We start from the raw sequence: 22,932 nt of genomic DNA on the forward strand, positions 1-22,932 counted from the left end.
TAGACAAATTTAATTCCAAAAATCAAGTGATCTTACCATTTTTCAATTTGAACCTCATTCATAGTATACCTGTATACAACTTGATTTTTATTTTACTGAAATACTTTCATTCTGTAAACATTAAATTTAAAAATGTCATACTAAAATAAAAGTGGCGCTTTTAAAATACAAAGAGGGCGCCTAGATCACCCCTCATTCATATAATCATTAAAAAGCGAATCGATTAGTTTTTCCAATTCAGAGAAATGACAACTAAATTTCAACGGAAGTTTATAGCAATGCAGAAGGTGACTAAGAAGCAAACTCAACATATAAAAGCACTGATCATCTATTTTAAGATCGTCAATAGCTTTAATTATTTATCTTGTTTTTTCACAATTTATCGAAAAAAAGAGCCTGGCCCATAAGTGCCTGGCTCTTCGCTTTTGGGACAGCCCCGTCTAAGCACGGTTAATATTTGTCAAAATTAAATTCGCTTAATAAATCCACATGGCTCGCAATCATCGCAATAATCGTATTGGCTTCTTCTTTACTGAAAATAAAATTTGTTTCATCTTTCAATAACTCTTCCTCAATTGTTTTTATGCGATTAATCCGGCGAAGAACGCCATCTCCTGTTTCCTTTACGACGCCAAATTGATAAGTGACTTCTACTTCATCCTCATGGGCATAAGCGGTTACTTCTGGAGTGGACCATTCCACATCTATTTGTTCAAATATTTCATCCGCATCAATATCTGCTTCTGTCTCAAACGAATTCTCGTATTCCCAGTTATCGCCACCTTCCATAAATTCGTGGAAGCTTTCATGAACTTCATCAATGATATCCTCGATATCCGGTAGAATCGTTTTAGACATTTGTTCAGAGTCCATTTCTAACGTCTTAACGTAAAATTCCCCGTTATACGGATCAAAAAATAACGAGCAAAAAAATTCACTTTCATCTTCTTCCGTCTCTACAAAAAACTCGATCCTAGGATGCTTGGCCGCTCTATCAATCGTCATGTGGCCAACTTCATCGTACTTATCACAGATCGATTCAAGATGATCGTGCAGCTCTTCACCAACCCGGTTAAACCATTCTAATGACATATTGCATCCCTTCCTTTCGAGTAATTAATTTTAGTATTTCTTTGATCCAACTTTTTATCTCTGGTATATTGATCCATCAGTCAAGAAGATCGCATGATTCAGTGGAATGTGGATAAGCTACATATAAATAATGGAAAAGGATTTTTTCAAACAAAACACAAAAAAGCAGGACACCTTAATGGTTCCTGCCTCTTCCCATTCAACTATGATGGTTCTTCAACATTCAACTTTATAAAGCTCCATAGAATATGAGTGACAGCAAACTTTTAGCTTTTCTTATTTTAATTATGAAAATCCAGTCCAGAATGAACTTCTTTGACAAAGCCGGCACGAATCACATAATCACCGAAACGTTCGCCTTCTTCCCGTTCTTTTGCATACCGGGAAAGAATAGGACGGAGTGTTTCTAAGATCTCCTCTTCTCCGATATTTTCCTTGTAGAGTTTGTTTAGACGATCACCGGAAAAACCAGCACCCAAATACATGTTATATTTCCCAGGGGCTTTGCCAATAAAAGCGATTTCCGCCAAAGCCGGACGGGAACATCCATTAGGGCATCCTGACATGCGAATCGTGATCTCCTCTTCATGCAGGCCGCTCTCCCCCACAATCTGCTCAATTTTCCCCAGCAGGACAGGAAGGTAACGTTCCGCTTCGGCCATAGCCAATCCGCAAGTTGGAAGGGCGACGCAAGCCATTGAATTTCTGCGCAATGCAGAATAGTGCTTGCCGTCAGTCAGTCCGTGTTTCTCAATCAACTCAACAATTTCATTCTTTTTTTCACTCTTTACATTGGCGATAACAAGGTTTTGGTTGGGACTAAGCCGGAAATCCCCCGTATGAATTTTAGCGATTTCCCGCAGGCCGGTCATAAGCGGATAATCTTCCAAATCGGTGATTCGGCCATTCTGGATAAATAAAGTAAGGTGCCAGTTGCCGTTAATTCCCTTCACCCAGCCATAGCGGTCACCGTTATGGTCGAAATGATAAGGACGCGCCTCTTCAAGGTTCCATCCTAACCGTTCGTTTATTTCTCTTGTAATGAAATCGAGACCCAGATTATCAATGGTGTACTTGAAACGAGCATACTTTCTGACAGAGCGGTTGCCATAATCCCGTTGAATCGTAATGACTTTCTCTGCTACATTGAGGATCTTGTCTGGCGTACAGAAACCAATGACTCTAGACAGCTGAGGATAGGTCTCTTTATCACCATGAGTCATCCCCATGCCTCCTCCGATCGCGACATTAAACCCTTTCAGCTTTCCTTCTTCTAATATCGCAATAAAGCCTAGGTCTTGGGAAAAGACATCTACGTCGTTGGAAGGCGGGACAGCTATGCCGATTTTGAACTTTCTAGGCAAATAAAGGGCGCCATACATAGGTTCGATTTCTTCTTCCGCTTCAGTACTGCCCGCTACTTTTTCTTCGTCAAGCCAGATCTCGTGATAGGCTCTAGTGCGTGGTGAGAGGTATTCGCTGAGTTTTCGGGACCATTCGTATACTTCTGAGTGGATCTCCGACTGGTATGGATTAGGATTGCACATTACGTTTCTGTTCACATCACCGCAAGCAGCCAGCGTATCCATTAAGGCTGCGTTAATTTCCTGGATGCTTTTCTTCATATTCCATTTTAGAATTCCATGCATTTGAAACGCCTGTCGAGTAGTCAGTTTCAGCGTTCCGTTGCCGTATTTACGGGCAAGGTCATCCATGACCAGCCATTGTTCTGGTGTAGCCACACCGCCGGGAGCGCGTACTCGCACCATAAACTGGTAAGCGGGTTCAAGTTTCTGCCGCTGGCGTTCATTCCTCAAATCTCTGTCATCCTGCAGGTAGCTGCCGTGGAATTTCATCAGGCGATTATCATCATCGGGTATCCCCGCGCTAATCGGATCATTAAGTGTTTCTACAAGTGTTCCGCGCAAGTAGTCGCTCTCGCTTTTTATCCGCTCCACATCGCTGGGCGGGCCTTCCGGCGTCAATGTTGATTTATCTTTTATCATTTTTTTAGCTCCTTTCGATCAAAACTTAATATACATCACGCTGGTAACGTTTCTGCTGCTGCATTTCGGCAAGGTAGCCTTCTGCTTTCTCCCCGCTCATGCCGCCTTCCTGTTCAATAATCTTTATCAGTGTTGCATGAACGTCATGCGCCATATGCTTCTCATCGCCACAAATATAGACAGCGGCTCCGTCCTCTAGCCACTGGTAAAGTTCTCCGCTTTTTTCGAGCATGCGGTTCTGGACATATACCTTTTCCTCTGTATCACGTGAAAAAGCAACATCTATCTTTGTCAACACATCTTTCTTAAGCCATTGCTGCCATTCGGTCTGATAAAGGAAATCCGTAACGAAATGCTGATCACCAAAGAACAGCCATGTTTTCCCTTGAGCCGCCAACTCCTCGCGTTCTTGGAGAAATGCCCTGAACGGTGCGATACCAGTACCCGGTCCGATCATAATAATTGGTGTATCAGGATCGGCAGGAAGCTTAAAATTTTGATTACGTTGGATAAAGACCGGCAAATAGTCACCTGGCTGCGTTCGTTCCGCGCACTGCACGGAGCATACTCCGGCCCGGCCGCGTCCATGAGTATTGTATCTTACTGCTCCGATCGTAAGATGCACTTCATCCGGATTAGCTTTTAAACTGCTCGCAATCGAATATAGACGGGGCGGCATTTTCCGGAGAATCGAAATAAATGTGCTGGCTGGTACTTCTTGCAAGGTAAAATCCCTTACTAAATCAAGCAGATCCCGTCCTGCAAGATAGGTTTTTAGCTTTTCTTCATGCCCTGGTTCCAACAGCTCCCGCGGCCCATTGTTCGAGGAAAGCTGCGCCGCTTTCTCCAGCAAAGGCTTAGTCAGCACGGTAATCTCATAGTTTGAGATGAGCGCTTCCCTCAATGGACGTGCATCCCCCTGTTTATTCACCGTGACAATTTCTTCAGGGTTCCAGTTCATCTCTTCGATGATCATATCCACCAAGGCGGGGTCATTTTCAGGGTAGACACCTAGGCTGTCTCCCGGTTCAAATTCAAGGTTGGACCCTTCAAGCGACAACTCAAGGTGTCTCGTCTCTTTATTCGACCCACGCCCGTTAAGATTCACATTCTCAAGAATTTCTGCCTTAAAGGGATTTGTTCTTGAATAATTCGGCTCATCGGTTAATATCCCCGTCCCGCCGGATGCCAGCGGAGAGTTTTGTCTCTCGGCGGAGCCAACATCCTGCGTTGCACTCAAGCTGCTTAAGACACCCTCCAGCCACTCGGCAGCAGGTTCTTCATAATCCAAATCACAATCGAAACGCGGGTAAAGCCGTTGACCACCCAGCTCCTCCAGCCGTTGGTCAAAGTCCTTACCGGTCTGGCAGAAAAATTCATAAGAACTGTCTCCCAAGGAAAGAACCGAAAACTGCAAACCTTCCAATTGAGGAGCCCGTCTGCCACGAAGAAATTCATAGAAGGAAAGGGCGCTATCCGGCGGATCCCCCTCTCCATGGGTACTAACCAAGATCAGAAGATTTTGAACTTTTTTAATAGTATTTAACTTGAACTCGTTCATTGCAGAGAGCGTTACTTGAAAACCCCGCTCCTTCAACTTTTCTGATACATCTTTAGCAAGTCCTTGCGCGTTGCCGGTTTGGGACCCGAAGAGGATTGTCACTTCCTTAGACAAGACTTGATTAGTGTTTTGAAAAAGCAGCTCAGCCTCTGGTGCTTTCTGCAGAACAGCACCAAGTGTCCCCGAAGAGGAAGGTGTTGAAGCAGCGGCAAGATACCCGCTCAGCCAGATCTTTTGGGGCTCCGCCAGCGTCGGCAAAAGACGATTGAGGAGCTCTGCTTGCTCCTGATTAAAAGGACTGTTCATTACTTGAAGTTGCAACGATATCCACCTCACAAAGGAATATAAATTATAAATCATCTTACTTGCATAATCTGCCATAGCAGCGTCTAAATGATTATTTTTTATAATAGACTTATTATTCCCATAAGTCAAGTGGGTTTTAAGTTATTCTATTTCATTTTTTCCAAAAATAGACGTTAATTTTTAAATTTATCAGATATAACCTTTATATTGCATTCGTGATTTTAGACAATTTCCACTTTTCTTACTTAATTAATACAACACTATTGAATCCGAACATATTCTTTTTTTTTTCTCATAAAATGGACAAGTAAGGGAAGTCTTTAGGGGGGGAATGGTTGTGGAACTTATAATTGTAAATTTGAAGGATCCATTCAAATAATCATGAGAAAACTACTGTTAACTTATTGTTATTTACTCTTTGGAGCTGTCTTACAAGGGATATCCATGTCTTTATTTTTATTTCCGCACTCCATTCCCTCCGGAGGGGCAGCAGGCTTGGCTCTCCTGGTGAATCATTGGTTCGAGTTACCCCTTGGCTTTTCCTTATGGCTGGCAAATGCTGTTTTTTTACTTTTCGCCTTTAATTATTTTGGGTTTACTTGGACTTTTCGAACAATCACTTCAGTCGCAACGACCTCCGCCACTATTATCATTCTGTCCGTTCAGGCTCCTCTTCCGCATGTACATATACTTCTGGATATTTTGGGAGGAAGCATTTTTTTTGGCATTGGAGTAGGTTTACTGATTCGGGTGGGAGCTTCTAGCGGCGGGATGGTCATTCCGGCATTGATGATTGCTTCCTACAAAAATTGGAGCCCTGGAAAAGTAATGATGGGCATTAACCTTTTTATTTTTTTATTAACCTCCCTTATCATCGATTATAAAATTGTTATTTACGCGATTATTTGCCAATTTCTCTCGACGAATATCATTGATTACATTTATGGGTTTAAGTTTCAAAAAATTAGTATCCTATCCCCAAATTGGAGAAAAAGATGAGAAGATCCTAATTACAGGATCTTCTTTCCTTTTAAATAAGATAATATTTTATTAACCGCTTGCTCAAGCGTAATTTTATCGGTTTCAATAATGATTTCAGGGGCAGGAGGAACTTCATAAGGAGAGGTTATTCCTGTAAAATCCGGAATTGCTCCTTTTCTCGCTTTTTTATATAATCCTTTTGGATCCCGGCCTTCACAGACATGGATGGGGCAATTCAAAAAGATTTCAATAAATTCTTCAGGTTCAAACATATTTCGGACTAGTTGCCGATCTTCGCGGAAAGGGGAAATAAATGCAGAAGAAACAATTTGACCGCTGTCAACGAAGAGTTTTGCCACTTCCCCGATTCTGCGAATATTTTCCTTCCGATCGCCGGTTCGGAAGCTCAAATCACTGTTTAATCCATGGCGTACATTATCTCCATCTAAAACATAGCTCCTAATGCGCTGTTGAAACAATGCTTCGTCTACCGCATTAGCCAATGTTGATTTTCCTGATCCCGATAATCCTGTAAACCAAAGAACACAGCTTTTGTGACCGTTCAAGAGGTGGCGATTTGTTTTTGTAACGGTCGTATGATGCCAGGTGATATTATTAGCTGTTCCCATATCCTACATCCTTTATGTTTTTGTATAGACTTCCTTCATTCCTTCTATAAGAACTTCCACTACTTCTGGACGGCTGAATTCTTTTGGCGGATGTTCTCCATTTTTCAACATTCCTCTAACGGCTGTGCCTGATAAAATAATATGATCTTGCCGATCATGAGGGCACGTTTTTTCAGATGCCATGTTTGCACACTTCTTGCAATAAAAGCTGTGTTCAAAAAATAGCGGTTTAATCCCTAGTTCTTCTTCTTTAAATTGACTAAATATTTTCTGGGAATCATATGTTCCATAATAATTTCCTACTCCCGCATGGTCTCTTCCAACGATAAAGTGAGTACATCCAAAATTTCTCCGAACAATTGCATGAAAAACGGCCTCTCTTGGTCCGGAATAACGCATGGCTGCTGGGAAAACGGACAAAAACACCCGGTCTCTGGGATAATAATTTTCGAGCAGCACCTGATAGCTTTTCATTCGGATTTCGCCCGGGATATCATCGGATTTTGTCTCGCCTACGAGCGGGTTTAGAAAAAGACCATCTACGATTTCCAATGCTGTTTTTTGAATATATTCGTGGGCCCGATGAACAGGATTACGTGTTTGGAATCCAACCACCGTTTTCCAGCCTAATTCTTTAAATTTCTCCCTAGTTTGAATGGGGTCTAAATAATAGGTTTTAAACTTGCTTTTTTCAGGCCTTTTTATAAGCGTAATTGGCCCGGCTATATACATTTCAGGTCGTTCGAATAATTTTTTTACACCTGGATGGCTAATATCAGTCGTTTTATAGACCATTTCAGCTTCTAATTTTTTATCGGGGAGAAATTTTCCCTTTACATCCATCACACCATAGACCGCACCGTTATGAATAAGGTTGATGGGTTCACCCTTTTTAATTTCCATCGCTTTACTTTTGTCAACTGCTAATGTAATAGGCAACGACCAAGGGAGTCCGTTTGACAACCTCATAGTTTGAACAACGGAGTCATAGTCTGCTTTCCCCATAAATCCTTCAAGAGGACTGTAGCCTCCATTTGCGATTAGTTCCAAATCACTTAATTCTAAATTATCGAGTTCAACATAGTTAAGAGAAGAATCAATAGAAAACAAAAGGTTCATTCGGTTAACCAATTTACCGCCATGTGGTACATTTTCATGCACATTCTTTTCCTCCCTGACTTTCTTCATTAGTTGTTGCCAGTAAAAAGTTATTTCTAATTTTCATGAAGCCCGCATTCTGATTTAGCGTGACCTGCCCACCGGCCTGCTCGAATGTCCCCGCTTTCGGAAACCGACTGGGTACATGGAGCACAGCCGATACTCGGATAACCTTTGTCATGCAATGGATTATATGGCAGCTTATTTATATGGATATAAGCCATAATGTCCTCCCACGTCCAATGAATGATGGGGCAAATTTTCACCTTATGAAATTTTTCATCTTTATTAATATATTGGGTATGACTTCTTGTGGGAGACTGCTCTCGTCTTAGTCCTGAAATCCATGCTTTGGCATCTTTTAATGCCTCCTTGAGGGGGACTACCTTCCTCATGTGGCAGCAAAGGTTTGGATTATGGCTCCATAGTTCTTCTCCATGCCATTTAGATTGCTCTTTCAAGGAAGTTAGAGGGGTAACTTTCGTGATTTGCAAAGAGGGATAACGTTCCTTTACTTTTTCAATTAATTTATATGTCTCTGGAAAATGAAGCCCTGTATCGAGGAAAATAATTTTCGCTTTATTATTAATCTTGGCAATTAAATCAATTAACACAATCCCCTCGGCTCCAAAACTGCAAGCATACACGATGTCATCTCTATATTCACGAAAAGCCCATTTTAAAACATCTAAATAATCCGATTGATTATCTATAATGGCGGCTATCTTTTTTTCGTTCCACGTTTCATAAGTTAATAAATCAGCCAATATTTACCCCTCCATTTCTTTTCCCGCTTCCTCTAAAATTTGAATGGCAATGTAATGCATTCATTGTTTTCTACGGTCATTTTATTCATATTGTTTATATGGCCGTATTGGTAATATGACATGACGGCTCTGATCCACGAACCGTGGCCAAACGCCAAAATGTTTTTTCGCCCCTTATATTTATCTAAAAACAAAACAATTCGTTCTTCTAAGTTCGTGAGGCCTTCCCCTAAGATCAATTCTTTTGGATTTTCAATCCAATCGTTTCCATACTTTTCATAAAGCTTGCTCTTTGGAAGCCCTTCAAAGGGACCAAAATCTAATTCATCTAATAATCCTTCTGTTTCAGCCTTGTAACCGTAATGGTGTGCTGTTTGATGGGTCCGTTTTAATGTACTGGCCAAAACTAGATCAAACGGTGACAGTTTTATGAGGAGCTTCTGATTACAAGCAATCCCTTCTTGAAAGTTTTCTGTAATAGGTAAAAGCCCGATATCCCTTCTTCCTTGCAGCTTTTGTTTAGCATTCCATTCTGTTGGAAGGTGTCTTATAAAGGTAATTTGCATTCACGATCCTCCAAATAAAACGTTTCACTTCTCAGCCCACGCCGCTGAGCCTCTAAAACTAATACATCGGTTAGTTTCACATTCCCTAAATTAACATTCGCCCCAATTTCTTTAATAAAATACATTTGGTGTTTTGGAGTGGGTGCTTCAAAAATGATTTTTTTGCTATCGATATCTTTAATTAACTCACTAATCAAATTAGATCTAATGTTGCCATCTTTTTCATAAATACCAGCAGTACCTGAATCTCTTCCTTCGGTAATCACATAATCGCAGCCTGCTTCTAATAATAGCTTCATTTCATCTTTCCATTCTGAAATAGGCATTTCCTGATTGGAATCTTTTGACCCAACCTCTGCGATGACATGAAAATCTTTTTTTATTTGAGAAATAATATTGAGACGTTCTTGCATTGGAATATTTAGCGTTCCGTTTGAAATTTCAATACATTCAATACCTAAATCGCGTAAGCTCGTTAGGTATTCAGGAATTTTTTTTTGATAATAGCATTTTTCAAATAAAGTTCCCCCACAATAAGGTTTAATATGATATTCCTTATAAAGATCAATTTTTTTCTTTAAGTTTGGCGTTACACAAGCGGAACCAAATCCAATTTTTGCGGTATCGATGATGTGATGATAATCATTCAAAATATTTTTTAAGTCCTCAGTTGGGGTTCCTAAATCGATAATCGAAGTCAGTCCGTAAGTTCTATTTCCTGATGTCCTTTTCGGTAATTCTAAAAATTCCATAGGGAATGTGCCTCCTCTATTTTCCTAGGATAGACTATTCAAAAATTGGGTGAATGTGTAGATAATGGGCTTTCCCCCATGGGAATTAGGCAATTATCCTTGTATAAACGGTGACCTGATTTCAAACAATAGGAAAGGATTTATATTCTTAACTGTCAGGGGTGTACATTCATTGCCAAAGCAAAAACGGAAAGGCATGATAATTTTTGCAATCGGATCAATTCCACTTATTCTTGTTTTAGGAAATTCCATGTTGATTCCAATTCTTCCGAAAATGAAAACAGAACTGGGTGTATCACAATTTAAGATAAGCTTGATTATTTCAGTGTTTTCAATTGCTGCCGCTCTTGCTATTCCAATATTGGGTTATTTATCCGACCGGTTTTCACGTAAAGCAATTATCATTCCTGCTCTTATCTTATACGGGGCTGGAGGGCTCTTGGCAGGTGTTGCAGCGGCTTGGTTCGATAATGCCTATACGTGGATTCTTGCCGGAAGAATCATGCAGGGAATCGGCGCCGCAGGAACAGCACCAATTGCGATGGCGTTAACAGGGGATTTATTTAAAGGGGGAGAACAAAGTAAGGTTTTAGGGTTAGTAGAGGCCTCCAATGGATTCGGAAAGGTGATTAGTCCTATTATCGGTTCTCTCGTAGCCCTGCTTTTCTGGTACGCAGCCTTTTTTGTCTTCCCTGTATTTTGTCTGATCTCCATTCTGTTGACCATTTTCTTTATTAAAGAAAAGAAAACGAAGAAAGAACCGCCGCCTGTCGGTAAGTATGTGAAGGGTCTTGCTTCTGTCTTTAAAACAGAAGGGCGCTGGCTCTTTGCTGCTTATTTAACAGGGGCAGTGTGTTTATTTACCTTATTCGGAATCTTGTTTTACATCTCGGACATTCTTGAAAAAGATCATCAAATTGACGGCCTGTTAAAGGGAGGTATTCTAGCCATCCCACTATTATTTATGACGACGGCATCGTATATAACCGGAAGTAAGATCGGAAAAAAGATGCGGCTGATGAAAACACTAATTATACTAGGACTTTTGCTAATGACGATTTCTTTCTCTGTCTTAGTTTTCTTTGAAAAACTCGTTCCTTTTTTCTCTGTTCTGGTTATTAGCAGTATCGGTACAGGCCTTGTTCTTCCGTGTATTAACAGCTTTATTACAGGCTCAGTTCCTTCTGACCGCAGAGGATTCGTCACCTCGCTGTATGGATCTGTCCGATTTCTCGGAGTGGCAATCGGCCCGCCTGTTTACACTGCTCTAATGGCGTGGTCGCGCACAGGAATGTTTTTAACAACTGCTGGTTTAACTTTGATTGCTGCACTGCTATGCCTCATACTCATCCGGGTAGGCAAAAAGAAAACTTCGAAAGAAAAGAGCGATACGCTGTTTGAAAAAATTCAACTTACGTAAAGGAGCAGGTCAAATTGCAAATATATTTTTCACCTGAGGTCATTACTCCTCAATTTCAAGTGTTAAACGTAGTGGATGACGCGAATAAAGCTGTCGGAAATGTAGCATTTTTATTTGATGAAAAAAAGTTGTATGTTTATGGAATATTGGAAGAGGAAGGAGTAGGAGCAGATTTTAAGGATTTGGTTACTCCGTATATGAAAGGTTTAACAAAAGCAAAACCTGATTTAGACATTTTTTCATGTTTATATGTAGGCTGTAAAAAAATAAATATAAATGAGGAAAAAGAAAATTAAAATGGTTATTTGATCTAATTCGTAACACATTTAAAAATAAATTATTGCAAAAGTAAAAGCCCAGTCAATGATGACTGGGCTTTTGTAATTAGGATTAGGCCACGAATTGTTGCTCCTCTCATGTTATCGGTTTTCCCTCGCTTTTTTGATCTTCATTACACGCACTTATCGAGGATAGAAGAGTAAACTGGCTAAAAAAATTTTCTTTTATATTCCTTCAGTCTCCTTAGATTCTATGTCTCGCTTTTCTAATGGATTATTCTGCCTTGTTCGCTTTTTAGTACAACTAATCCTTTAGAAGTGTTGAGTAGCAAGGCGTATAACCATTTCATAAATTGAGGATATGGGTTTATAGATTAAAGGCAGATTGGAGCGTGTGCTTAATGAGTATCGGCATGATTGCAATGGGGCTTTTTGTCGGTTTTATGGTTGGATTAACTGGTGTTGGAGGTGCAGCCTTGTTAACACCTGTTTTAGTGTTATTAGGGATCAGTCCATCTATCGCAGTAGGAACAGATCTTGTTTACAATTCAATCACGAAACTTTTCGGTTCTTTTCAGCATTGGAAACAAAAGACCATAAATCTCCAGTTAGTTAAATACCTTGCAATCGGAAGCATTCCAAGTGCCATCTGCGCAGTGGGCGTCCTCCATTTATTTGATTCTTTCTTTCATAATCAAGAGCAAGTAATTAAACATGCATTGGGATATGTATTGGTATTAGTCGCATTAACTACGCTGATCAAAACATTTCTAAAAGATAAATTTGAATGGAATCGTCTTCAATTGAAGTCTCTGCAGGAAAAGCGAACCTTAACGATTGTTATTGGAGCAATATTAGGCTTTATTGTCGGATTGACCTCGATTGGATCGGGTTCTTTGTTTGCCCTAGCTATGCTTTATCTATATAAATTGCGTCCCTCAGAGTTAGTCGGAACGGATATTGCTCATGCTTTTTTATTGGTCACTGCTGCTGGAGCAATGCATGCCGGGATTGGCAATGTAGATTACTTATTAATGATTAACCTGTTGCTAGGCTCTATACCAGGTGTAATTTTAGGAAGCAGCTTGTCGTCCAAATTCCCTGCCAAACCTTTAAGAACCATCATGGCATTAATGATCTTAATGAGTGGAGTTAAACTAATAATTTGAATCAAAAGTTTAAACGACTATCGATGTGATGGATATTCATCCTTTAGTATAAAGAAGATCAATGAAATACTTATAGAAAAATGGGGAATAATGTTTTTAGACTCACTTTATTGATCATGATGGTGAAATTCATTGGCATTAAATTGATCTTAAAAGAATTGGCAAACAAATTAATGAAAGAACTAGTTATGGATTCCGTAAGAATAAAGCTTTTGAAAAGAGCGATGATGCAATGGGACATTTACATATAAACCACCACTGGATCAGGAAGCTGCTGGCTTCTGATCCGGGGCGAAAAAGATTCCAGCAAGCTGGAAAAGCAACCATTAGCTTAATATTGTCCGTCTTTACGATGCTGTTTGTTTTGCACACAGCGGAAAATGCCCTTTTCACTCCGGTGATCGTGTCTGGTATGGTTGGGCTGATGGGCATCACCGTTGTCAAAGATCAGACGAAGAGAAAAAAGAAAGTGACGACTTTATTGGTAGGTGTTTCCGCTGCTTTTGGTGTTACATCTGGCTTCTTACTGGCTGGAAATGCTTATTATATAGACGTGCTTATGATACTCATTGTTTTTAGCAGCTTTTATTTTTCACGATTTGGTTCCCGGTATTTTTCCCTCAGCATGATTGGCTTGATGACGATTTATATTTCTTCTGTTTTAAAAATTTCTTTAACCCAATTGCCCTGGCTTTACGTAGGCATTACGATCGGAACAGCCTATGCGTTTGTGAATAATTTTTTTCTATTTAAAGATTCTGCCCGAATTCTTAAAAGAAGTATGCGCTCCTTTCATATTCAAATCAATCTTACGTTTGACCTATTAGTAAAAGTGATTCAAGGTACAAACACAAGACGCATAAAAAAGCTGAAGAAAAACGTCCAAAAGCTTAGTGAATATGCGAGAGCCGTTTCTGAGGACTTAAACGAACAGGATATAAAAGAAATTTGGCCGTCTTTGGAGACCGCCCAGTTACAGTTGTACATTTTTGATACAGAAATGCTTGTGGAAACGCTGACTGACTCCATTCAACGTTTGAAAAAGGCCGAAGCATTCGAAACAGTTGAATTAAGACGACTGCTTGCCTGGGTAGTGAAGTCTCTCCGTGATGTAGAGGTACTAGCACAAAACTATGAAGAGCAAAATTTAGAAGAAGCAGAAAAAGCAGTACTCGCTCTTCGTTTTGTTATAACGGATCTTCTCAATCAACAAGAACAGCCAAAAGGCTGGCTATTCTTAATTCGCCGGATTGAATCCATTGCCAATCATGTTGTTGAAGGAGCAACGACTATTCAGCAAGCTCTTCATGAGCGAAAGCATGCCGAGGACAAACTAGAAGTGAAAGAAGACATTCGCGAGGAAAAAGACTCTTCTAATAAAGAAGACAAAGCGGAAGGTCTGAAACCCTCAACAAAAAAGGCTTTGCAAGCTTTGATCGTCAGCATCTTATCGATTATCGTCGGCCAGATCATCTCGCCCGCCTATCCTTACTGGGTCCTCCTGACAGCATACATCGTTCTGCTGGGAACCGAATCCGTTGGACGAACTTATATTAAAGGATTTCAACGCTCTCTCGGAACGGTCGTTGGAGCGGTAATAGGCTTTGCACTAGCAAAGTTGGTTTCTGATCACGTTGTAACTGAAGTCATTCTTTTGTTTTCAGTTGTTTTTTTAGCGTTTTACTTTTTTTCCGTCTCTTATACATTAATGAGTATGTTTATTACGATGCTTCTTGCATTTATGTACGACCTAATACTCAACGGAATCAGCTTTCCATTATTATGGGCTCGGATAATAGATACGGTTGCAGGTGCAGCTATTGCTTTGGCTGTTTCAGCTGTTATTTTTCCGAAAAAAACAAAAGAAAGAGTAATCGAGGCCTGTGTTGACTTTTTAGACGAGCTTAATCCTTATGTGACGAACTATTTAAGGGGGTTTAGAGAGGATGTAAACGTCAACGGGCTCACAGATAGTGCTTTTAAAATGAACCACAAACTTCAGTCAATAAAGGAGGAGGCTCGTTCACTTCTTCAGCGGCCCGGAGCCCTCAGCCACTCGGGCATTGCCCGCTGGATTACGATATTTACAGCGCTGAATTACTTTGCCAGACATTTGGTTGCTTCATCGTATCGAAAGAATTTTAATTATCCGGAAGAATTAGTAGAGGTCTTTATACAGTTAGAAGAAAAGGTGAACTATAACATCAAAACCTTAAGCAAACTCATTAAAGGAACAGAACGCACGGCCACTGTCTATAACCTTAACAAAGAGCGAATACAAATTGAACGACTTGCTCCTAGTAGATACCAATCCCAGCGTGACCTTATCCATCACCTCTATTATGTGTGGCGGATTAATCAATCACTTGTGGCGTTAGGCATTGATTTAGGAGCTGTGGAGAAGGAGTAGGTCATTTATGGAGTAGTCACGGCATCTCTTTCGGTTTCCGGACCAACTAATAGATTCTCTAAAGAAAATATAAAAAAGCACCAAAAACTTGTTAAAGACGCCCCGTGCCCGATATCTTCCAAACAAGGTTATATCCACCGGCAAAAGCATTATAAAGTGCTTTTACATGATTGAGAGTCTCCATCTATAGCGAACAAACAAAAAAAGAAGGCAGAATCACTCTCAGCCTTCTTTTTTGTATTCATTTAAACGGTTATTCAGTATAGGCGTTTAATGCATTCACTCCATGAGCTAAAGCAGATCCTGCTTTAAGGGCGACGGCAACGAAAATGGCTTCTGCGATTTCTTCTAAGCTAGAACCCGCTTTTTTTGCAGCCTTCGTATGCAGATCAATGCAGTACGGGCATCCCGTTGTGTGAGCTATGGCGACGGCGATCAGCTCTTTTTCTTTGACGCTTAATTTTCCGGCTTTTAGAGCCTGTTGGTCAAAGTCAATAAACGCTTTGAATGCATCTCCATTTAATTTAGAGAATTCTGCAAGTCTTTTAAAATATGTAGCCTTATACAGTTCATCATTCTCTTGGCCGTCAAAAGAGTTCAAGGCATTCACTCCATGAGCTAGAGCAGATCCTGCCTTAAGGGCAGTTGCCACGAGTACAGCTTCCGCCATTTCTTCTTTAGTCGCCTCCTGCTTTTTGGCATCTGTGACATGAATATCAATGCAATAGGGGCACCCTGTTACGTGGGCGACCGCAATCGCAATCAGTTCTTTCAATTTGGCGGTCAACTTTCCTTCCGCAAGAGCCTTTCCATTAAAGTTAAAAAAAGCTTTAAATGCTTCAGGAGCTAATTGACCAAGCTCAGAAATCCGATTTATATTTGATTTTTTGTACAGACTATCGACATTTTGCGCTACTGTCATTATTATTTTCCTCCCCCAGTCCCTCGATAAGAAATAAACTATTTATTTTCAATTGGTTCCATCATATACTCGTCAGAATAGACTGTCAAATATGAATTTTAAGTGAAATATCAATGCTTCTTTGAAAAACTTTTAAGTTATTGATTGAGAGATCAGTTTGTTACATTAACTTGCTTAGCAATACGATTGAACACGCATGAAAAAAATAACTTATTGTGGTAAGTTATATATAGTTTACTAACTAAATAGATTGGAGAATGAAATAATGAAATCAGTATTGCTGAGGGCTGGGTTATTAACTTGTATAACAACTGGTTTGTTTTACGGAGAAGCTTCTGCGGAGACAGATTGGTCCTCCAAATGCTCATCATATGGTGAAATTAAGCCAAATGAAAATCCTTCTTTTCAACATGTCAATTGCTTACTGACGAACGCCGCTTTAGAAGCAGACATTCCTCCTGAAGTAGTAAAAGCTGTAGCTACGCAAGAAAATGGTAATTGGAGACAATTTAATGATAAGGGCGAGACTGTCATCTCTGAAGACGGCGGAATTGGTCTTATGCAAATTACCAATCAATCAAACTACGATCAAGAGAAATTAAAAAACGATATATACTACAATATCGAGGCAGGCATTGAAATCCTTAATAGTATGTATGACCGCACAAAAACAGACCTTCCGAAAATAAAAGGTGCGGGAAAACAAGTTATTGAAAATTGGTACTTCCCTGTCATGGCTTATAACGGCATAAAGCCTGTAAACAGTCCACTTTACCAACTTAATGGGGAGAAAAATAAAAATGCCTACCAAGAAAAAGTCTTTGCTTATATTGAACAACATAGTTTCTTAAACGATACTAAATTAGCGCAGTTCCCTTTTAGCACAACTGACTTTAAGTATGATCCAAACAGCAGCAAAAATATTGAGTTTCTAAAGCGGGAATATACAGTAACTGGCCAGACGCATGATTCTGCCTATCTTTTTAAAAAGGGAGATAAGGTAGTTGTAACAGAAGATGGTGTAAGTTTACGTCCGCAGCCCGGTACTTCCAAAAGTGGAAATAAGCTAGCCAACAATACCATCTTGATCATTAATGGGAACTTTTCATATGATCAATCCTCAAATGAAAACCAATTTGTATGGTATCCTGTTAAAACGGCTGACCAAAAGTCTGAGGGCTATATTTCTTCCGCATACATTACAAAAAAAATTGAACAGACAGAACCCTTACTCACTTTCTCCGACATATTAGAAAGTGAACGATTCTACAACGAAATCTATTCATTAAGTGAAAAAGGCATTATTGCGGGTTTCCCGGACGGTACATTCCGTCCAGGTGCAACAGTTACTAGAGCACAGGCTGCTATTATGATTGGCCGCGCTTTAGAACTGCCAATTGATTCGACGAAGACAGCATTTAGTGATGTTCCATTTTCTTCAAAAGCAGCCGGCTATATTGCGGCAGCATATAAGAACGGCATTATTTCCGGTTATCCAAGTGGTGAATTCCGCCCAGATCAAACCGTTACCCGTGGTGACATGGCTATTTTCTTAGCAAGAGCTTTTAAACTGCAAGGAACGGCAGATATCTATTTCAGCGATGTATCAAAGAACATGACCGCTTATGATTCCATAAAAAAAATCCTCGCTGCTGAAATTACAGTAGGATATCCGGATCATACATTCAAACCAAAAGAAGGTGTCACAAGAGGGCAATTTTCGGCCTTTTTAACTCGAGCGTTGCAAAAAGATGTTCAATAGAAAAATTTGAAATCACATTAAAAATGGAGTTTGGAGCAACAAGCAGTTGTAAATACGAAAAGACGCTGTGGGTAGTCGCAGCGTCTTTTTAATTTATTCACACACCTGCTTACGAGTTTTTCATTCTATATATGCGGCCACACAGCCCTTAAATTTTCAATTCTACTCAATCATTCTGATAAACCTAGCATAAAATCGATTTTGTCAGCGTGTTGCGGAAAATCTATTAGGGGATTCCTGTTTTTTTGAATATCGAAAATAGCCTTGTTGCGGTGTTTTTCATAAATAGATACTTTATAATCACTATGCCATTTTAACAACAGTTCAATGTCTTTATTGCTGTATCGGCTGATTTCTCTCGGATACCTTAATAAAAAATACAATGTTGCTCTGGCAACCTCTCCTTTGCCGCTTTCAGGTTCAAACTTAGCTGCTTCGTATTTTCCGCATTGCGTTTTGATCACTTCCGTCTCCATTTTAGGAGAATAGTCGGTGAAATCATAATAGGGATGATTGGACCTTAATGAATTGCATTCTTTTTCACACGTAAAAAGATGATGCAAATCTCCTCTCATCGGATTACGCTTATCAAACCATGATTGTGGAACTACGTGTTCGCAATTATACATATTTTCACTTTCAATGGATGCCATCGCCCCTTGTATACCACTATCGTTTTTCAGGTCACTTTTTAACCACTCGTCATAAGCTTTTTCTTTTTTCCAGTCTGCTTCGTAATCTTCTTTTATGACTTGTTCAGGGTCCTTTTCTTTTCCTGAATATATGCTCTTCAAGCTCCCGTCAGCCTGAAGATCGACCGATGAATAAAGATAATTTCGAGTTTTGGAGTTGTAAGGAAGCTGATCACCATGTGTATTAGTAACTAACTGATTCAATTGTTTAAACAATTCTTTTTTGTCCGCTTCATTAAAATGAATTTCATAATAATAGTTTAAGATTATACGCTGATCCTTTTCCTCGTCATAATACTCTTTTTCATTTTCAATTCTCTTTTTATTATACTTTAATTCTAATAATGCGGCGGTTAAATCTACTTTTTTATTTGCAGCTTCTCTTTTCATGTTATCCAATATGCTTCCCCTTTCTTGTTTCATTTTATAATCGCTGACCGTAAAGGGCACCTAAAGCAGCATAAGAAAAATTAAAGATTTAACATCTTTATTACTTTTTATACAAATTTATTGTAAATAAACAACTTTGTTGGAATTCGACATTTTTATTGATCACGTTGCTTGATTTCGGGTATTATATAATTATAAAGTAGCATATAATGAAAAAGACCGCCGGTGCTGGAACACCAAACGGTCCATACAATAGACGGTTCCCTGCTAGGGCGATCGCTATAAGCTATAAGAAGGAACTCAACTCACCCCTCATGCTTGCAGGCTCAAGGGTGGGTTATTTTTTATGGTCAAATGACAGCATTACTATGATCAAGCTTGCAAAAGTACACGCAAACATCAACGCTTCAAAGACCGTCACGAGCACTCCCCCTCCTTTCTGCCGAGGATGTGCTGACCACCCTTGAGAAACCCTATTCTATTGTTCTTTTTATTATATCATGCTCTAAGGTAATCTGGGTTTATATTCCACAAAAAAATGTTCGGCTTTCATCCCGATCTATTATTTGTTTTCTTTAATCTAAGGATCTATTCAGCGGAAACCGGCCGTCACTTGGCTAATACCTTCCATAAGAGCAGGCAAGGAAAATAGAATTCAAGTAGCTATAATCAAACTTTCGGATCACTTTTGTACTGAAAATCTATTAAATGATCCTACAAATGAAACTATCAAAAAATAATAAAAACTGTTAAAATGTGGGTAACAACTAGAATTAGCTTCAATTTAATCTCTTGAGGAGGGAAAAAAATGAAGCATTATGTTCGAGTCATTCCATACCAGGTGATTGAACAGGCAGAGAAAGTAAAAGAAGTTCCCAAAGGTGTGGAATTGATACAGGCGCCTAAGATTTGGAGCGAAACAAAGGGAAAAGGTATGACGGTGGCTGTCCTGGATACAGGCTGCGATATTTCACATCCCGATTTACAGGAACGGATTATAGGCGGGCGAAATTTTACGGATGATGATGGAAGCAACCCCGATATATTCAAGGATTACAATGGACATGGAACTCATGTTGCCGGTACGATTGCTGCCAAAGAAAATGATAACGGCGTAATCGGAGTCGCTCCTGAAGCAAGTTTGCTTATTGTAAAAGTATTGAATAAAAAAGGCTCTGGACAATATGATTGGATTATCAATGGAATCAATTATGCCATAGAACAAAAAGCAGATATTATCTCCATGTCACTAGGAGGTCCAAATGATACTCCTGAACTTTATGAAGCGGTCAAAAAAGCTGTCACTAACAATATACTCGTAGTTTGCGCAGCAGGGAATGAAGGTGACGGCGACGATTCAACTGATGAATTCGCCTTTCCGGGCTGCTATAATGAAGTCATTAGTGTGGGTGCGGTTAATCTTGAGCGGCGCTCTTCCGATTTTACTAATTCCCATAATGAAATCGATTTAGTTGCTCCGGGTGAAGGAATTCTTTCTACGTATTTAAACGGAAAATATGCTACTTTAAGCGGAACTTCCATGGCTGCACCCCATGTTTCTGGAGCTCTTGCTCTTATAAAGAATCTGGCGAACAACAGTTTTGAACGGAAGCTTTCAGAATCTGAGCTCTATGCTCAATTAATTAAAAGAACCGTTCCACTGGGGAACTCTCCAAAGCTTGAAGGAAACGGACTGATTTATTTAACAGTCCTCGACCATTTGGCCAAAGTATTTGATCAAGAAGTTAAAACCATGCTCTTGAATAAGCAGGGAAGTATCAGCTAAAACAACTCCATTCAAGTGCAAGCATGTCATTCTGCAGTCCTGATTGTATGAGAGGGAGCCGACATCACCTCTTCGCACGTGAGCCCTCTTGCAACAGTCTGAGAAGTAATTACCCTTACTTGTGGGGTTCCACGGAAAAATACGTTAAGCCGACTTTCGGATGAAAAAAGCCGATTAATTCCTTATGCTAAAGGGTTAATCGGCTTTTATTTTTCTTTTTTATCCTCTACTTTATTGGAGCTTGATTATCTATTAAGGGCTGACCTATACCTTGGTAAGTCAGCCCCCTTTTTATTTTCTAAAAACTCCTATCTTATTAGAGCCATGCTGCTCCGACAATAATTAATAAGATAAACAATACAACAATTAAAGCAAATCCATTTCCATAACCATAACCGTTAGACATATTCATACCTCCTCTTCAATTTTTTTGTAAGAGCTCTTACATTAATAAGTTATGCTTCTACATTAAAGTTTGTATAGGACAAGTACATTAGGTATTATGCGGAATTTTATTTTTTCATATCTTGCAATAAAACTTCTCCTATTTTCAATTAAAAAAGTAAGGAAATCCTTTTAAAAGTTTATTAAATAAACCCAATTTTCTTTTCAAGCGAAAAGCAAACCAAAAAATGGTCTGCTTACTGTCCGACTTCTAATTTATTCGTTAATTTATCCCAATTGATGAATTTCTCCAAAAAAATCGATATGAATACACCCATAATGAGGCCATTTGTAATTAAAGGCTGCAAAAGAACCGGAACGCTGCCAAATAAGATTGGCGGGATATTCATAATGCTGACACCAATTAGTACTGGGCCTGCTAAACGGAAGATCGTTTCAGAATTAAAAAACGTTCCCTTTAAGCTGTTTAATGCAGTTCCAAACAATTGAAGGTAAGCGACAAATAAAACAGCGTTACCTACTGTTAGTGGCATTGTTCCTAAAAATCCCCCTATGGACGGAATAATGCCGAGAAGAGTAAACAAGAATCCGCTAATAATAAATGGTTCTCTTTTTAATAATTTTGTACTTTCTAAAAACCCTATTGTAGATGTAAAGGGCGTATAAGGAACCAAGCCAAAAATCGCGGAAATAAATGCAAAAATACCCGTTATAAAAATGGATCTTCTATATTGATTTTCTTCCACCTTTTCCTTGTATACATCAGCAGCCGCCTGAATGGAAGTAAAAGTGTTCGTTAAATTCAGAAGGACGGCAATAAAAGAGACGAAAATAATCCCCAGCTCCAAGTTTGGAGTTCCAAATGGAAAGAAGGTAAATGCCATGCCGGCAGAACTTTCCACTGGAAGGTCAGATGGGAAAATCATTCGATATAATAACCAGCCCACGATAATTCCGATCAAAATCGAAAAATTGCCTAGTCCGTTTCCTCCTTTAATCCTTAATAAGCTCACGAAAATAACAACTCCAATTGAAAATAAACTGACAGGGAGATCAATTGTCCCGCTTTCAGTTACTTTAAACATCCCTTTAAAGAAAATAAAAACGAGCTGAAAAGTTAGCAGGAATATATAGACGCTCATTACCATCGGCGTAATGATTTTCTGAATGATGGAAATAAGATTGAATGCCGCAATTAGAACGGTGACAGCTCCTGCCAGCAAAATACCTGTTGCAATGCCTCCACCAACCGTTGCGAAGTCCATCCCAAGAGCAGAAGCGGAAATACCCATATTTAATATTAAGCCCCACATTAATCCCGAGTGGCTATCCAATAAAGGATAACGATGTCCAATCCACGCCTGCAGAATACAAGCAATTCCCGTAATAATAAAAGAGCATCTTATCGTCATTTCAATTGTTTCTGCTGGAAGCTGGAACGCAGCTCCAACAGAAATTGGCACAACAACCGTATTGGCAAAAATAAAAAAAAGCCACTGAAAAGAGGACAATAATGTGACAGCAGTTCTTTGCTTTGCCATCATAATCAACACCGCCTTCAAAAACAATTATGAATGATTGCTTGAATTTATATGTATTTCATTGCCAAATACAAAATGAAGCGACTGTCTTCATTACAATCGCTTCTTTATTTTTCATTATTTAATAATCTAGTATCTTGTTATATCCATATTTGCCGGTGATTGACCAGCAGCAAAACCCACAAACATAAATCTGCCACTTCCTGTATTACGCATTCCGTGAATTTGGTTAGGCTTGGCCAGGCATACCATTCCCTTTCTGATCGGGATTTCATTCTCTAAGTCTGGGAAGTACGTTCCCTCCCCTTCAATGCAAACCCAAATATCATCGACAGCCGA

General features: G+C 39.5%; 18 protein-coding genes and 2 pseudogenes. 7 read left to right on the forward strand and 13 right to left on the reverse strand.

The window, feature by feature from the left end; all coding sequences use genetic code 11:
• Positions 1-450: 450 nt before the first annotated feature.
• The 3 genes from F9802_RS11980 to F9802_RS11990 all read right to left on the reverse strand — a co-directional run bounded on the left by F9802_RS11980 (position 451) and on the right by F9802_RS11990 (position 4,980).
• Entirely contained in the window at positions 451-1,092 is a 642-nt protein-coding gene (locus F9802_RS11980) for a GCIP family protein (RefSeq protein WP_152152226.1), read from the reverse strand.
• A gap of 281 nt (positions 1,093-1,373) precedes the next feature.
• A complete protein-coding gene (gene cysI / locus F9802_RS11985; protein ID WP_152152228.1) occupies positions 1,374-3,098 on the reverse strand; it encodes an assimilatory sulfite reductase (NADPH) hemoprotein subunit in 1,725 nt (574 codons plus the stop codon).
• A 25-nt stretch (positions 3,099-3,123) separates the two neighbouring features.
• The gene (locus F9802_RS11990) at positions 3,124-4,980 is read right to left on the reverse strand and encodes an assimilatory sulfite reductase (NADPH) flavoprotein subunit (RefSeq protein ID WP_152152230.1); all 1,857 of its coding nucleotides are present in this window, start codon (positions 4,978-4,980) and stop codon (positions 3,124-3,126) included.
• 366 nt (positions 4,981-5,346) lie between these two features.
• Between F9802_RS11990 and F9802_RS11995 the strand changes: the two genes are divergently transcribed.
• The gene (locus F9802_RS11995; RefSeq protein ID WP_152152232.1) at positions 5,347-5,964 is read left to right on the forward strand and encodes a YitT family protein; all 618 of its coding nucleotides are present in this window, start codon (positions 5,347-5,349) and stop codon (positions 5,962-5,964) included.
• An 11-nt stretch (positions 5,965-5,975) separates the two neighbouring features.
• On the opposite strand, the gene cysC is transcribed toward F9802_RS11995, so the two are convergent.
• From cysC to F9802_RS12020, 5 genes are read right to left on the reverse strand one after another with little or no spacing between them, the layout of a single operon-like run.
• Positions 5,976-6,575, reverse strand: coding sequence for an adenylyl-sulfate kinase (gene cysC / locus F9802_RS12000; protein ID WP_152152234.1), 600 nt, complete (start codon positions 6,573-6,575; stop codon positions 5,976-5,978).
• 12 nt (positions 6,576-6,587) lie between these two features.
• Positions 6,588-7,763, reverse strand: a complete 1,176-nt coding sequence (sat, locus tag F9802_RS12005; RefSeq protein WP_191991919.1) for a sulfate adenylyltransferase — start codon at positions 7,761-7,763, stop codon at positions 6,588-6,590.
• Positions 7,764-7,789: 26 nt separating this feature from the next.
• Positions 7,790-8,500 carry a phosphoadenylyl-sulfate reductase gene (locus F9802_RS12010; protein WP_152152237.1) on the reverse strand — a complete coding sequence of 237 codons (711 nt, stop codon included), beginning with the start codon at positions 8,498-8,500 and terminating at the stop codon, positions 7,790-7,792.
• Positions 8,501-8,532: 32 nt separating this feature from the next.
• Complete coding sequence (locus F9802_RS12015) at positions 8,533-9,066, reverse strand: histidine phosphatase family protein (protein ID WP_152152240.1); 534 nt, start codon at positions 9,064-9,066, stop codon at positions 8,533-8,535.
• Positions 9,048-9,818, reverse strand: a complete 771-nt coding sequence (locus F9802_RS12020) for a phosphosulfolactate synthase (protein WP_152152242.1) — start codon at positions 9,816-9,818, stop codon at positions 9,048-9,050. Before F9802_RS12020 ends, F9802_RS12015 begins: the two co-directional genes overlap by 19 nt.
• 196 nt (positions 9,819-10,014) lie before the next feature.
• On the opposite strand from F9802_RS12020, the gene F9802_RS12025 reads away from it, so the two are divergent.
• The 4 genes from F9802_RS12025 to F9802_RS12040 all read left to right on the forward strand — a co-directional run bounded on the left by F9802_RS12025 (position 10,015) and on the right by F9802_RS12040 (position 15,095).
• Positions 10,015-11,238, forward strand: coding sequence for an MFS transporter (locus F9802_RS12025; protein WP_152152298.1), 1,224 nt, complete (start codon positions 10,015-10,017; stop codon positions 11,236-11,238).
• Positions 11,239-11,252: 14 nt separating this feature from the next.
• Positions 11,253-11,534, forward strand: coding sequence for a hypothetical protein (locus tag F9802_RS12030; protein WP_152152244.1), 282 nt, complete (start codon positions 11,253-11,255; stop codon positions 11,532-11,534).
• Between the two features lie 383 nt (positions 11,535-11,917).
• Positions 11,918-12,685, forward strand: a complete 768-nt coding sequence (locus F9802_RS12035; RefSeq protein WP_152152246.1) for a sulfite exporter TauE/SafE family protein — start codon at positions 11,918-11,920, stop codon at positions 12,683-12,685.
• A gap of 232 nt (positions 12,686-12,917) precedes the next feature.
• The gene (locus tag F9802_RS12040) at positions 12,918-15,095 is read left to right on the forward strand and encodes an FUSC family protein (RefSeq protein ID WP_152152248.1); all 2,178 of its coding nucleotides are present in this window, start codon (positions 12,918-12,920) and stop codon (positions 15,093-15,095) included.
• Between the two features lie 253 nt (positions 15,096-15,348).
• Here F9802_RS12040 and F9802_RS12045 read toward each other — a convergent pair whose 3' ends face one another.
• Entirely contained in the window at positions 15,349-16,017 is a 669-nt protein-coding gene (locus tag F9802_RS12045; RefSeq protein ID WP_152152250.1) for a carboxymuconolactone decarboxylase family protein, read from the reverse strand.
• 265 nt (positions 16,018-16,282) lie between these two features.
• Between F9802_RS12045 and F9802_RS12050 the strand changes: the two genes are divergently transcribed.
• Positions 16,283-17,779, forward strand: coding sequence for an S-layer homology domain-containing protein (locus F9802_RS12050; RefSeq protein ID WP_152152252.1), 1,497 nt, complete (start codon positions 16,283-16,285; stop codon positions 17,777-17,779).
• Between the two features lie 170 nt (positions 17,780-17,949).
• Here the strand turns inward: F9802_RS12050 and F9802_RS12055 are convergent, their stop codons facing one another.
• Positions 17,950-18,861, reverse strand: a complete 912-nt coding sequence (locus tag F9802_RS12055; protein WP_225435332.1) for an endonuclease I family protein — start codon at positions 18,859-18,861, stop codon at positions 17,950-17,952.
• 808 nt (positions 18,862-19,669) lie between these two features.
• Between F9802_RS12055 and F9802_RS12060 the strand changes: the two genes are divergently transcribed.
• Positions 19,670-20,647 carry a S8 family peptidase gene (locus tag F9802_RS12060; protein WP_152152257.1) on the forward strand — a complete coding sequence of 326 codons (978 nt, stop codon included), beginning with the start codon at positions 19,670-19,672 and terminating at the stop codon, positions 20,645-20,647.
• A 316-nt stretch (positions 20,648-20,963) separates the two neighbouring features.
• Here the strand turns inward: F9802_RS12060 and F9802_RS12065 are convergent.
• The 3 genes and pseudogenes from F9802_RS12065 to F9802_RS19965 form a co-directional block, all read right to left on the reverse strand.
• A pseudogene (locus F9802_RS12065) lies at positions 20,964-21,044 on the reverse strand (YjcZ family sporulation protein); the annotation flags it as partial.
• 244 nt (positions 21,045-21,288) lie between these two features.
• Positions 21,289-22,596 carry a uracil/xanthine transporter gene (locus tag F9802_RS12070; protein ID WP_225435324.1) on the reverse strand — a complete coding sequence of 436 codons (1,308 nt, stop codon included), beginning with the start codon at positions 22,594-22,596 and terminating at the stop codon, positions 21,289-21,291.
• A gap of 126 nt (positions 22,597-22,722) precedes the next feature.
• Positions 22,723-22,932 (reverse strand): annotated as a pseudogene (locus F9802_RS19965) (cupin domain-containing protein); the annotation flags it as partial.

This window comes from Bacillus aerolatus (genome assembly GCF_009183655.1).
Lineage (GTDB): Bacteria > Bacillota > Bacilli > Bacillales > Domibacillaceae > Pseudobacillus > Pseudobacillus aerolatus.